The following is a 12,236-nucleotide window of genomic DNA, read 5'->3' as shown; positions in this document are numbered from 1 at the left end:
CGTGATCCTGATGGTCCCCGCGAATCCGATGCGCCCACGCCAACCCGACGACCACTTCACGCCGGAGGCGCAGGCGGCACGTGCCCTCGGATTCACGGTGGCGGTGGTCGACCATGACGCGTTGGCCCGGGGCGGGGACGCACGTCGGGCGGTCGCCCCGGTCCAGGGCCCCGGCACGGCCGTGTACCGGGGCTGGATGCTGCGCAGCGAGCAGTACGCCACGCTCGCCGAGGCCCTTGCCGAGCGCGGCGTCATCCTGCGGACCGACGCTGCGCAGTACCGGCGGGCGCACGAGTTGCCCGGCTGGTACGCCGCACTCGCTCCGGTCACCCCGCCCTCGGTCTGGACCACGGGCGCGGAGCGGGCCGACTTCGACCGCGCCCGTGTCGCACTGGGCGCGGGACCGGCGGTGCTGCGGGACTACAGCAAGTCGATGAAGCACCACTGGGACGAGGCCGCGTACATTCCCGACCTCGCCGACGGCGCGGCGGCGTGGCGCGTCGCGCGCCGGTTCCTGGAGTTGCGCGACGACGACTTCGTCGGCGGATTCGTGCTGCGACGCTTCGAACACTTCACCTCCGCCGAAGTCCGCACCTGGTGGGTCGACGGCGAGTGCGTCCTCGTCGGACCGCACCCCGACAGCCCCGACGCTGCCGCGACGGCCGACGTCGACCTGGCCATGGTCGCACCGTTGATCGCCGGGCTCGACCTACCCTTCGTCACCGTGGACCTCGCGCTGCGCGCCGACGGCGTGTGGCGGGTCGTCGAACTCGGCGACGGCCAGGTCAGCGACCGCCCCTCCACCGTCGCACCGCAGGCGCTGATCGCGGCCCTGTCCACCCGGGACCGGTGACCGGCGGTACACGCCGACGCCGAGTGGCCGGGCCTCAGCTTCGGGGGAGCACGGTGATGGCCGCGACGGTGCTGTTGACGACGGTGGCCGTCACGGTGCGGGTCACGGCCTCCGCTGCGGCGGTGGCGCCCCAGTCCCCCTGTTCGAGCTCCTTCGCCCGGGTGATCACCGGCGACGTCCACGGGATCTCGCGATCGAACTGGGGAAGCGTTCCACTGGCAGAGAGCAGCGCCGCGAGCGCGGCGATCCGGGCCGACGGCTCCGCACCCTCCACGAGGACCTGCCGGACGTCGTCCAGCAGGCGTGCGCGCCGGTCGGTGCCGCCGTCCCGCAGGGCTGTGGAGCGGAACAGTCCGAGCACCTTGCGCTCCTCCTGACGGATGTCGCCACGCCGGACGAGCCTGTCCAGCACCGGCTGCCGCAGGCCGGGTCCCATCGCCGCCAGGACGGTCTGCGCACTGCGCGGCTTGTCCGCGAGGTAGTCCCAGGTCGCCCGCAGGACGTCGTCGGAGGGTACGTGCTCCGCGACGCTGCTGATCCGACCCTTCGCCGTGGTGGCCAGCTGGCCGTTGAGCGCGAGGTCGGCGAGGACGGCTCCGGCGAGGACGTAGAAGAGGGTGTTCTCGCCGGCGATGGTGCCGGACCGGGGCTGGAACAGGAGCAGGAGAAGATCCTCGGTCAGGGTCGGCGGGTCCGAGGGCTTCCACGAGTCGATGGTCATCGGCGGGGCTCCCAGCGGAAGAGTCGGGTGGCGAGGGCGACGGCGACGGCGACCCAGCCCAGTGTGGGCGCCAGCAGGAGCAGCGAGTCGGCCACGGCGACGCCGCCGTTCCACGCGTTCACGGTCAGCTCGGTGGCCGCGCCGCCGGGCAGCAGCCGCTTGAGCCAGGCGAGGTCCGCCGTGCCGGTGATGCCCACCCAGCTTGCCACGGCGATCACGCCGAGGGTGACGGGAAGCGTGGTGACCTGGGCGTGCTCGGGGGAGTTCGTCAGTCCTGCGGTCGCCAGCGCCAGGCCGACCATCATGGCGAGGGTGGCGATGGTCGCCACCCCGAGCAGCAGGACGTCGGAGGGCTGACCGGCGACGACGGCCAGGGCGATCAGGATCGCGGTCACCTGGAGCACGGCGAGGACGACGACGGGCAGCAACAGACCGGCGAGGATGCCGGCGTCGCTCTCGGCGGTGGAGCGCAACCGCTTGAGGAACAGGTTCTGCCGCCGCGAGGCCAGGGTGGTGACGGCGGTGGCGTAGAGCCCGAACGCGGCCACGGTGAACATGACGATCGCCGCGATGTAGCCGAGGCTGCCGATGGCGGCGAAGGTCTCGTGCTGGCGGACGAAGAACACGCAGACCGCGACCGGGACGACGAGGCTGGTGATCAGGACCAGCCGGTTGCGGAAGATCTGGATCAGCTCGCTGGACGCGATGGCCAACATGGTGACACTCCTGTCGAAGGGGGGATCAGCTACCGAGGGCGCGGAACACGTCGTCGAGCCGGGTCGGCCCGGCCGTGAGGTCCCGCAGCTCCACGGCGTGTTCCTCGGCCCACCGCAGCAGCACGTGCAGGTCCTTCTGCAGGGCGAAGGTCTCGACCACGACCGTGCCGTCGGCGTCGACGACCGCCGCCAGCGGCAGCGCCGGCACCGCCGTGGGCAGGGTGAAGCGGATGACCGCGGGCAGGGTACGGGTCAGTTCGGTGACGCTGCCCTCGCGGTGCAGGCGACCCTGGTGCATCAACCCGATCCGGTCGGCGCGCTGCTGCGCCTCCTCCAGGTAGTGCGTGGTGAGCACGATCGTGGCACCGTTCTCCCGCATCCGGTCCACGGTGGCCCAGACGTCGTCGCGGGACTGGATGTCCAGGCCCGTCGTCGGCTCGTCCAGGAACATCAACTCCGGGGTGCCGTAGGCGGCGGTGGCGAAGTCGAGTCGCCGTTTCTCACCGCCGGAGAGCTGGGACACCCGCCGACCGGCCCGATCGGTGAGGTCCACCAGGTCGAGCAGCCGGTCGACGTCGTCCGTACGCCGGGTGAGCCGGCCGACCAGCCCGACGGACTCGCGGACCGTGAGGTCCGGTGAGAATCCGCTCTCCTGGAGCATCACGCCCATTCGGGGACGTACCGCGCGGCGGTCCTGCGGGCTGTGCCCGAAGACGCGCACGGTGCCGGAGGTCGGCTTCCGGTGCCCCTCGACGACCTCCAGGGTCGAGGTCTTCCCGGCTCCGTTGGTGCCGAGCAGTGCGTAGAGTTCTCCGCGCCGCACCTGGAAGGAGAGGTCCCGCACGGCGTGGAAGTCGCCGTAGGTCAGGTTGAGGCGCTCGACGTCGATGACTGGTGTGCTGGACATGCCTCCATGACAGCGCGGATCGTCGGGACCCGTCAGTGCGCGCACGTCATGACCGGATGTGACGTGGTGTCACTGGTCAGGCCCGGTCACTGCCGGATACTGGGATGGTGACAGCAAGATCGGCGCGCTTCACCGAGTCGACGCGGGGACGGCTGCGCCGGATCAACCTCATCACCTCACTCCCGCCGGTGGTGTTCGCCGCGCTGCTCCTGCTGTACCTCGACTCGCGTACCTGGTGGCACGCTCTCGTCCTGGCCCCGGGGGTGGTGGCGGCCCTGGTCGCCTTCGAACGGTGGACCGCCGACGACCTCGCGCGGGTCGCCCTGCCGTGCCTGGTCGTCGCGGCAGCGGTGTGGCCGGTCGGTGCGTTGGTCACCGGCAGTCCGAACGCCTGGTGGGGGGTCTGCGCCGTGGGCTCCCTCGCCCTGCGCGAGGTGCGACGGCGCGTGCTGGCGGCGGTCGCGCTGCTGGCCTACGTCGCCGCCGTCGGTGCGACACGACTCCTGGTGGAGCGCGACGACGTCCGCCAGGTCCTGGTCGCCTACGTCCTCGTCCCGGCCGCCCTCACCGTCGTCGTGACGCTGATGACGGTGGTGGGGGAGCGGTTCTACGACCTGATCCGGGAACTCGAACAGACCCGGGAACGCGAGGCGGAGTTGGCGGTCGTGCGGGAACGGTTCCGCTTCGCCAGCGATCTGCACGACATCCAGGGCCACACCCTGCACGTGGTCAAACTGAAGATCGCGTTGGCGCAGAAGCTGCTGGTCCGCGACACCGTCCGGGCGGAGAAGGAACTGCGGGAGACGTACGCGCTGGTCAGCGACACCATCGCGCAGACCAAGGAACTCGCCCACGCGCAACGGCGGCTCAACCTCACCGCGGAGATCGAGAACGCGAAGAACCTCTTCGAGGCCGCCGGCATCCGGGTCCGGGTGACCCGGGAGGGCGAGGTCGACTCCCGGGTCGGCGAGCTGCTCGGCCAGGTGTTGCGCGAGACGACCACCAACATCCTGCGGCACGCGCAGGCGACCCAGGTCCAGATCACCCTCTCCGCGTCGGGCATCACCATCGTCAACGACGGCGCGACCGGCGACGAACCCACCGAACTCAGCGGCCTCTCCGTCCTCGGTCAGCGGGTGGCGGACGACGGAGGCGAGTTGACCGTGCGACAGCAGGACGGGCGGTTCCGGACCGCCGCGACGTTCCCGACGGCTCACGCCGGCACCCCCTCGACCATGGGCAGGGATGACCGATGACCACCATCGTGCTCGCCGACGACGAGGTGCTGCTGCGGACGGCCCTGGCCGCACTGCTGCCGCTGGAGGGAGACATCACCGTCCTGGCCGAGGCGCACGACGGCCGGTCCGCCGTCGAGGCCACCCTGCGGCACCGGCCCGACGTCCTCGTCATCGACCTGGAGATGCCCGGCGTCGACGGCCTCGGCGCGGTCGCGGAGATCCGGCGTACGCTCCCGGACCAGGTGGTCCTCATGCTGACCCGGCACGCCCGTCCCGGCGTACTGCGCAAGGCGCTGCGGCTCGGCGTCCAGGGCTTCGTCAGCAAGTCCGCCGAACCGGCCCACATCACCTCGGTCGTGGCCACCCTGCACGCGGGCAAACGGTGGATCGACCCGGACGTGTCGGCACTGGCCATCACCGAGGACTGCCCCCTGACCGAACGCGAGGCCGACGTGCTGCGGGTCACCGGCGAGGGCTACTCGGTCGCCGACATCGCCGTCCGACTGCACCTGGCGCCCGGGACCGTCCGCAACTACCTCTCCAACGCGATGCGCAAGACCCAGACCCGGACCCGCCACGAGGCGGCCCGGTACGCCCGCGAACACGACTGGCTGTGAGCCGCGTCAGCTCGTAGCGGTACGCCCGCACTGACATCCCGACCCGAAAGCGGTGACGTGGCGTCACTGTCTGCGGCGGACGGGGCTTGTTGTCATCGAGGTAGGTCCATCGCGGCGGACGGCGAAGGAGCCCGACGCGTCTCCCGCCCGACCGTGCCCCACGGCACCGTGGCCGTACCCGGTGGACCACCCCCGACGACGACAGGAGACCTGGACGTGAGACGACAGCGTGGCATCGCCCTGATCGGGATGCTCGGCCTGGTCGGTGCCCTGGCAGCGGTCGTCCCGGCGACCGCCGGCGAATCGACGGGCGGCAGACCGCCGACCGGACCACAGTGGACGGCGTGCCCGGCGGACGTGGTGGTGCCGCCGACGGTGCAGACACAGGTGCAGTGCGCGACGGTGCCCGTCCCACTGGACTACGGCGGACCCGGACGGCACGCGGATCGAGCTGCTGCCCGCGGCCTGGCGCATGGCGTCGGTCGACTCCCCGCAGCGCGGGCACCACCGCGACTTCACCCGAAACGCGAACAGCCCAGCCAGGAACCCCAGCAGTACGGCACCGACGACCATCATCGTCACCACCTCGACCCGGTCCGGCACAGGCCGCGAGCCGGGCGAGAAGCGCGCACATGATCGTGGCAGTCTGGCTGTTCGCGCCTCGGCGTGTCGCGCAGCCGCACTGCCACAATCATCGCGGTCCCTCGCCCCGGTTGCGTGTACCGGACCGACTTCGCACGTAGCGACCCGCGACCACGTTTCGCGGCCGCGTCGACCGCTCCTCAGGTAACTCGGTGACCTCCAAACCGTCGCAGCGCGAGGTCATCCGGAGGTCCGACACGACAGAGTCCACCTCAGGCCGACGAAGCTGCGTCGGCGCCTCCTGCCCGACGATGTCGAGCGCCACCCTGCCGGGTCGTAAGAACCACTTCCACCGCCGGCCCATGGCCCCTCCCTTCAGTTGTGCGTTGACGTTAGCGCAAGTCTTCTAGGATTACTAGCAAAGTTAGGGTTGCTTGTCTTCTTCCTCAAGGCCGGTGATCCCATCAAGGAATGCCCTACGCCCAGCCCCTCTGGAGATCCATCCGCGATGATCTGAGGGCACGGATCCAGGCAGGCCTGTTGAAGCCAGGCGAGAAGATCCCGACCACGCGCGAACTCATGGCCCAGCACTCGACAACCTCTGCGACCGTCCGCAGGGCAGTCGATTCCATGATCGAGTCTGGCGAGCTCATCGGCCGACAAGGTTTGGGCGTCTTCGTCAATAACCCAGCGGAGCAGGATCCCTAGCCACAGGAGCCACGCACTGCGAAGTCTGCTGTGTCCATGAGATCGACGCACAGACTCAGTGGAAACCGCCGATTCAGTGCCAAATCGTCAGCTCCACGAAGATGATCGCGCCACCGCGAAGTTCCGTCCTGGGGGAGGCTCCCGAATGATCATCGGCCTAGCTCAGCCGACGGATGTCGATGTCAGCATGGACGCACGCCTACATGTACTCGGCTGCGACCTCCTCTGCCTCTGCCACGAACTCATTGAGTTCGTCCGGAGTCAGGGTCATCTCTAGGAGCAGTTGACCAAGGACGAAGATCTCGGCGGCGATCATGGTCTCGGCGGGGATGCTGTCGACCAGCTGCGATTCACCGAGAGCGGCGCGGATGAGGCCTTCCATCTCAAGGGCTGGCAGGGTGTCGCCCTCGTCGTAGCGAGCGCGGGTCGTGGCCACCCAGGCGGCTACGTCGGTCGGGGTGGTGCCGGGGCCAAAGTAACGGTTGACGGCGAGGGTGAACGCCGCACCGATGATCTGTAGACCGCCGACCCAGCCGCCACGGCCAATCTCCGCGACAAGAGTCTCGGCAGCATCCCAGTCAGCCCTTGCCAACGCCCGGACAAGCTCGCTGAGCGCCTGAACCGTCATCGCTTCAACCTCGCAATCATCCTGCCCGCCGCCATCGCGAACCACCGCGCGCCCATTCCTGCAAGCAGGCCAACCACCACAAGGTTGCCTGCGGCCTCCGCGCTGTCAATCTTCGGTCGTGGTGCGGCGGCGCCCGGGGCGGCGGGGGTGCCAGTGCCCGTGTGGTGTGTTCCGGTAGGACCCTGGGGGCCGCGAGAGACCTTGATTATCTGCTGGGTGGCCTCGGTCGCGTTGGCTGCCCGCTCCTGTAGCTCGTCGGCCTTGCGTACGGCTTGGGTGAGCATTCCCCGCATCCGTTCGCGGGTGAGGGCACGACGATCGCTGTCCGTCAGGATCTCCTCACCGGACGGCGGCCCGGAGGCAGCGACTGGTAGCGAAGCCGATCCCGGAGCGATGGTATTCATATACGCGCCTATGTGCCGGGCCGCGTCGCTGCTCAGCCGGGCAAGCCGGTGAGCTTTGTCGACGCCGACGCGACTCTGCATCACTGCAGCCCGGAGCTTCGGATGGTCGGTGCCTGTGCCGACCCGGGTGTAGAGGACGTTTGCCTCGGCGGCGTCTGCTGCGGCGCGTGTGGCGCGTGCCGCGATGCCGTCCAGTTGGTCCACGGCGGATTTGAGTTGGACGATGACCTGGGCGAGCAGGCCACTCATCCCAGCACATCCCGGTACGCGCGGCCGTTGTCCTGAGCGGCGGCGAGGACCCGTAAGATCAGCTTCACCTCGCGGATGGCGTCGGCGATGGCCTTGCGGGCCTGCGCTGCTTCGGTCCGCTGGCTGTCGTGCAGGGTGGCGAGCGCAAGTGCGGACACCTCGTCAAGGTCCGTACCGACCCCTTCGACCGTGGTCCTGCCCTCGTCGAGGGATTGGTGCGCTTGCGTCAGGGCTGCCTTGACCTCGCCGATACTCACCGGTCAGCCAAGGATGCTGATGTATTGCCGGGCGGCTTGGGTACTGCCCTGGAGGACGGTGGCCGCCTCGATCAGCCGCTGCTTGCTCTGTTCGGCGCGGCTGATCGCCTCCGAGATCGCGGGATGTCCGGTGCCGGCCGCGACCGCCCTCAGCCGGGAGAGCACCTGCTCGGTGCCCTCGATGGCGGCTCTGATCTGGTTCGTCGTGGCGTTGCACTGCTCGGCTGCCTGGGCAAGTTCGGCCTTGACTTGCTCGATGCTGGCCATGCCGTCCTTCCGGTCTGCTGCGGGCAATGGCGTTCGACACACAACGTAGCGAGGCAGACACTATCCAACATGAATTGCCTTCCGCAGCCCCGTCCGTCGAGGGAGCAGTCAGGCCAGGCCATCCGTTCGCCAGTGACGAGATTGTTGATGTCGCGGCGGAACTGTCGACATCAGTAGCCGCATGAGGCGATCAGCGCGGCCAGGTGGTCGAGTCGGGCTCTCGTGGACGAGAGCCGGCCGTCGCGGTGCAGGCTGGCGGCCAGCGGCGTTCCGCTCCACCAGGCCGGGTCGGTCCGCGACACCCATTCCACTCGCAGCGTCGGGTCGATCAGGCACTGCAGGCTTGTGATCACGTCGTCGATGCTGCGGAGCACCTCCTCGTCGCGCTCTTGGTCGGGGACCCGGCGGGACAGCTCCAGGACGACGGCGACAGCCGTGGCGATGACACCTTCCACCCGTTGGCTCGTGCTGGTGGCGCCCGCCAGGACCAGTGCGGCGTAGTCGTCGTACGACAGGTGGCGGTCGAACACCGCGCGAAGCAGGAAGCGGCCGGCGCGGGGATCCTGCCACTCCGGCTCGCCGCGCGTCAGGTAGGCGAAGATCTGCCGGGTCGACAGCCCGGCGACCGGAGGATGCGGGCTCCATGGGTCCGCGACGGCCGGGGCGGTCGCCGTCTCAGTCGGTGGTGCGGTGTCGTCACGGGCGGCCAGCTCATGCCGCAGGAGCACGGACATCGCGGCGAGTTCCCGGGCGGCGCGGCTCTCCGCCCACATCTCCTCCAGCACCCGGTTGGCGATTCCGCGCCGCGTGCTGCGGGAGTCGACCAGCCCGAGTTCGTCGCGCACGCCTTCCGAGTCGTGCCTGATCCGATCCGCCACCTGCCACGGACCAACCTGGTCGAGCCAGGTCAGGACGCCTCCCGGGCGCCCCTCGGCGGTCGCGGTCTGTTCGAGCGCGTCGAGCATGTCAGGGCGTACGAGCCGCTCTCCCAGCTCGTCGAGAAGGGCCTGCCGCTGCGGCCAGGTGTCGGTGGAGAGCCACCGCGCCAGGTCCCGTGGCAGCGGTGGGCGTGCCACCGTCCGGCTCGCCTCGACTGCTGCGGTCACCAGGTCGGCGGTCGGTCGTTCCCGGAACTGCTCGCGCCGGCCTCCCGCGCCACGCAGCTCCCATACCGTGTCCAGCGCCACCCGGTCCTTGTCGACCGGTGCCGGCACTCGTCGCACGGTCACCACCGCCGCACGGTCGAGCCACGCCTCCAGCAGCGCGTCGGCGCGCAGCACCGCGACGACCACACCACGCCCGTCCCACCAGGCGAGCCGGTCCACCGCCTGACGGAGCGCCGCGACGACGGAGGCGTTCTGCGGCTGTAGCCGGGGCGTGTTGACGATCACCACGTGCCGCTCTGCCTCCGCCGCCCGCACTGCCTGCGTCAGGGAGGTCAGCGCCAGCTCGTCGCGGGGTCCCGGCGGGGCACCGGCGAACCAGACCCCGTCCACGGAGGTGATCTCCTCGGGCATCAGCGGGTCGTCCTCGACAGCTCCGGCGGCGACGACCACCGCCGGACCGCCGTCGGTGCGTACCGCCGACGCGACGGACGGTGGGGCCGCCGTGGACGGCAGGTCGGCCGGGGTCTGCTCCGCGATGGTCGGGGCGTGCGGTGGCGCGACGTCCCGGGCAGGGGAGTGTGTTTCCGGCGTGCCGGGCGTGATCACGTCGGCCGGTGCCGGGGCGGGTGGGGCCTCCGTGGTGCGCAGGTCGATGTTGCCGACGACCCACCGGGTGCCGTGGGGGCCGTCGACCCGGATCACGGCGACGGCGACGACCTGGTGTCCGGGTGTGCCGAGGCCGGCGGCCGACTCCGTCGGGGTGCCGAACCGGAGGATCTCGCGTCGCTGTGCCGAGCCGCCGACGCCCTGACCGTGTGCCGCGTCGACCCCGAGGACCGGCACGGTCGGCCCGCCGGTGTTGGTGACGTCCCGGGTCAGCGGGTGGGCGTCGCCGAAGGTCATCGTCGGCGTCGTCGCCCCGGTGACGGTCGTGGTGAAGCTGTCGGTGTTGGCGTTGATGCCGTCGATGGCCACGTTGCGACTGGAGCTCGCGGGTCGGGGCGCGTAGAGCGCGAACTGCAGTGACGTACCCGGTCTGCCCGCGCGGCCCAGCAACCGGCCCACCGCGGCGGGTTCCAGCATGGTGACCCGGCCCGAGCGGACGAGGCTGGACAGGCGGACGAAGATGCCCTCCGCCGACGTCGAGTTGTGCAGCTGGTCGTCGTCGGCCAGGGACGGGTCGACTGTCCGGATCGCGTGGGCGAGCTGCGAGACGGCGTCGAAGTCGTACACGGAGAACGGTCGGCTCAGCCGCCAGGACGGTCCGGTCACCAGGTCGCGAACCGCTGCCGGGATCTCCAGGTCGATGACGACCGCGTCGGTGGGCGGCGGTACGACGGCGGTCGGGGCGGACGTGAGCAGCAGCGGCGGGACCTGCCGGTGGTCGCCGGCCGGGAGGCGAGGCGTCTCCGCCTGGCTGAAACGCAACGTGACCAGGGCCGCGAAGGCATGGGACGACTCGCCGACCGCACTCGGCGTCGGCAGGTTCGGCCAGGCCCGCCGGACGAGCCGGCCCGTGGTGAGGAGCCCGGTGATCGCGGCCCGGCCCACCCGGACGACGAGTGCGTCCTCCAACGGCATCGAGCGTACGGTCACGCCGAGTGTGTAGGGGACGCGGTCGAACTGGGTGGTGACGATGGTCCGTTCCCAGGTCCGGTACTCCCGCAGGGACGTCGCGGTCTGCACACGCTGGTGTTGGGCGCCGATCGAGAGGGTGGGCTGCGTCTGGTGGCCGTACTGCTTGACGGCCGGCGAGAAGGCCACACTGTTGGCGACGACCCGGGTGACGCTCAGCTTGCTCGCACCCGGGGTCGGCAGCGAGCCGCCCTCGCCGGAGGAGTGGGCCAGGATGGTGTCCAGGCCCGCGCTGGACGAGGTCTGCCGGCCTCGCCGTGCCGCGAGCTGCGCGGCGTCCTCGACCGGCTCTGCGCGGAACTCGACCTCCACGACCCGTGGGCCGAGCCACGACCGGTGTACGAAGTGGAACGAGGCGCGGCCCTCGGGGCCGACGTTGATCAGGGTCCGCAGCCCCAGGGTGGACGTGTGGTCGGCGATCCGCGATCGGACACCGGGCAGGTATGCGGCGTTGCCGGGGCTGGTCACGCCCGGTGCCTGGGCCTCGACCAGTGCGCGGACATGGGTACGTAGCTGCGGACGTGCGCCCCGGGGGACCACTGCGGTGGCGACGCCGAACCCGAGCCTCCCGCGACCGTGCACGAACCAGGAGGGCAACGTGCGGTCGGCGATCGCGAGGGTCTGTTCCGGGTCGACCTGCGGAACGCCGGGGATCTGCCGCAGCTCCGGGTGGTTGATCAGGTCGTTCTCGACGAGCAGGAACTCCACGGCCTCGGGCAGTTCGACCGCGACCTGCCACTCGACGTACGGTCGGCCGGCGAGCGTCCCGGCCACCACGTTGCGGAGGCCCTTGGTGACCGTGACGAGATAGACGGCCGTCGCCGAGAAGCGGAACACCGAGACGTCGTTCTCCGTGGTGACCCGGAACGCCATCGTGTTGTCGCTGAACGTCGTGCGGGTGTCCGTCCGCTGGAGATGGGTGTACGTCCCGGCCGGTACGAACTGCGTGACGCTGCCGTACGTGCCGGTGAGCGTCGCCGGCAGTTCGTACCCGACGCTCTGCTCCGCCGTCTGCGACGAGCCGTCGAAGGACTGCAGCCAGCTCTCCATGTCCATGATCCCGGGCGATGGCAGGAGTCTCACGTCGGTGAGGTAGCCCTCGACCGTCACCGAGACGTCGGTTCCCGACACCATGCCGTGCCCGCCGATGTTCTCGGTCACGTACTGGTTGTTGAAGACCTGCAGGGCGTTGGCCGTCAGATGGTGGGGCGACAGTGCCGCGTGGGCCACCTCCTGCGCCATGCTCTCCGGTCGGTCCAGCGGATCGCCGATCGTCCGTCGTCGCCACCACGCCCACCCGGACCTCGCCGCCTCGCCGAGCCATCGCGCCGTGCGGGCGCCCCACGGC

General features: G+C 70.4%; 12 protein-coding genes. 4 read left to right on the top strand and 8 right to left on the bottom strand.

Annotated features, from left to right (window positions below; translation table 11 throughout):
* Positions 1 to 10 precede the first annotated feature (10 nt).
* Entirely contained in the window at positions 11 to 853 is an 843-nt protein-coding gene (locus EYA84_RS00060; RefSeq protein ID WP_131050899.1) for an ATP-grasp domain-containing protein, read from the top strand.
* A gap of 34 nt (positions 854 to 887) precedes the next feature.
* Here EYA84_RS00060 and EYA84_RS00055 read toward each other — a convergent pair whose 3' ends face one another.
* Genes EYA84_RS00055 through EYA84_RS00045 form a run of 3 tightly spaced genes read right to left on the bottom strand, consistent with a single transcriptional unit; the run spans position 888 to position 3,197 of the window.
* Entirely contained in the window at positions 888 to 1,574 is a 687-nt protein-coding gene (locus EYA84_RS00055) for a GPP34 family phosphoprotein (RefSeq protein WP_131050857.1), read from the bottom strand.
* Positions 1,571 to 2,290, bottom strand: a complete 720-nt coding sequence (locus EYA84_RS00050; RefSeq protein ID WP_131050856.1) for an ABC transporter permease — start codon at positions 2,288 to 2,290, stop codon at positions 1,571 to 1,573. Before EYA84_RS00050 ends, EYA84_RS00055 begins: the two co-directional genes overlap by 4 nt.
* Before the next feature lie 25 nt (positions 2,291 to 2,315).
* The gene (locus EYA84_RS00045; protein WP_131050855.1) at positions 2,316 to 3,197 is read right to left on the bottom strand and encodes an ABC transporter ATP-binding protein; all 882 of its coding nucleotides are present in this window, start codon (positions 3,195 to 3,197) and stop codon (positions 2,316 to 2,318) included.
* Between the two features lie 107 nt (positions 3,198 to 3,304).
* On the opposite strand from EYA84_RS00045, the gene EYA84_RS00040 reads away from it, so the two are divergent.
* From EYA84_RS00040 to EYA84_RS00025, 3 genes are all read left to right on the top strand, one after another.
* On the top strand, positions 3,305 to 4,453 hold the full coding sequence (locus EYA84_RS00040; RefSeq protein WP_201272235.1) for a sensor histidine kinase: 1,149 nt from the start codon (positions 3,305 to 3,307) through the stop codon (positions 4,451 to 4,453).
* Complete coding sequence (locus tag EYA84_RS00035; RefSeq protein ID WP_131050853.1) at positions 4,450 to 5,052, top strand: response regulator transcription factor; 603 nt, start codon at positions 4,450 to 4,452, stop codon at positions 5,050 to 5,052. Before EYA84_RS00040 ends, EYA84_RS00035 begins: the two co-directional genes overlap by 4 nt.
* 1,053 nt (positions 5,053 to 6,105) lie before the next feature.
* The gene (locus EYA84_RS00025; RefSeq protein WP_131050851.1) at positions 6,106 to 6,342 is read left to right on the top strand and encodes a GntR family transcriptional regulator; all 237 of its coding nucleotides are present in this window, start codon (positions 6,106 to 6,108) and stop codon (positions 6,340 to 6,342) included.
* A 199-nt stretch (positions 6,343 to 6,541) separates the two neighbouring features.
* Here EYA84_RS00025 and EYA84_RS00020 read toward each other — a convergent pair whose 3' ends face one another.
* The 5 genes from EYA84_RS00020 to EYA84_RS32310 form a co-directional block, all read right to left on the bottom strand.
* Positions 6,542 to 6,970 carry a hypothetical protein gene (locus tag EYA84_RS00020; RefSeq protein ID WP_131050850.1) on the bottom strand — a complete coding sequence of 143 codons (429 nt, stop codon included), beginning with the start codon at positions 6,968 to 6,970 and terminating at the stop codon, positions 6,542 to 6,544.
* Complete coding sequence (locus EYA84_RS00015) at positions 6,967 to 7,623, bottom strand: hypothetical protein (RefSeq protein ID WP_131050849.1); 657 nt, start codon at positions 7,621 to 7,623, stop codon at positions 6,967 to 6,969. Before EYA84_RS00015 ends, EYA84_RS00020 begins: the two co-directional genes overlap by 4 nt.
* Positions 7,620 to 7,880 (bottom strand): hypothetical protein, encoded by a 261-nt coding sequence (locus EYA84_RS00010; protein ID WP_131050848.1) that lies wholly within the window; start codon positions 7,878 to 7,880, stop codon positions 7,620 to 7,622. The genes EYA84_RS00015 and EYA84_RS00010 overlap by 4 nt, the downstream gene beginning before the upstream one ends.
* A gap of 3 nt (positions 7,881 to 7,883) precedes the next feature.
* Complete coding sequence (locus tag EYA84_RS00005; protein WP_131050847.1) at positions 7,884 to 8,147, bottom strand: hypothetical protein; 264 nt, start codon at positions 8,145 to 8,147, stop codon at positions 7,884 to 7,886.
* Between the two features lie 170 nt (positions 8,148 to 8,317).
* On the bottom strand, positions 8,318 to 12,236 hold a 3,919-nt coding region (locus EYA84_RS32310; RefSeq protein WP_201272234.1), incomplete at its 5' end, for a hypothetical protein.

It is taken from the genome of Verrucosispora sp. SN26_14.1, assembly GCF_004307965.1.
Lineage (GTDB): Bacteria > Actinomycetota > Actinomycetes > Mycobacteriales > Micromonosporaceae > Micromonospora.
The sequence above is the reverse complement of the archived record's forward strand: the minus strand, read 5'-3'. Positions and strand labels throughout refer to the sequence as shown.

Bases quoted from the DNA above. Each gene is read 5' to 3' on its own strand.
- EYA84_RS00060 (WP_131050899.1), top strand. From the start codon at position 11: ATGGTCCCCGCGAATCCGATGCGCCCACGCCAACCCGACGACCACTTC.
- EYA84_RS00055 (WP_131050857.1), bottom strand. From the start codon at position 1,574: ATGACCATCGACTCGTGGAAGCCCTCGGACCCGCCGACCCTGACCGAG.
- EYA84_RS00050 (WP_131050856.1), bottom strand. From the start codon at position 2,290: ATGTTGGCCATCGCGTCCAGCGAGCTGATCCAGATCTTCCGCAACCGG.
- EYA84_RS00045 (WP_131050855.1), bottom strand. From the start codon at position 3,197: ATGTCCAGCACACCAGTCATCGACGTCGAGCGCCTCAACCTGACCTAC.
- EYA84_RS00035 (WP_131050853.1), top strand. From the start codon at position 4,450: ATGACCACCATCGTGCTCGCCGACGACGAGGTGCTGCTGCGGACGGCC.
- EYA84_RS00025 (WP_131050851.1), top strand. From the start codon at position 6,106: ATGCCCTACGCCCAGCCCCTCTGGAGATCCATCCGCGATGATCTGAGG.
- EYA84_RS00020 (WP_131050850.1), bottom strand. From the start codon at position 6,970: ATGACGGTTCAGGCGCTCAGCGAGCTTGTCCGGGCGTTGGCAAGGGCT.
- EYA84_RS00015 (WP_131050849.1), bottom strand. From the start codon at position 7,623: ATGAGTGGCCTGCTCGCCCAGGTCATCGTCCAACTCAAATCCGCCGTG.
- EYA84_RS00005 (WP_131050847.1), bottom strand. From the start codon at position 8,147: ATGGCCAGCATCGAGCAAGTCAAGGCCGAACTTGCCCAGGCAGCCGAG.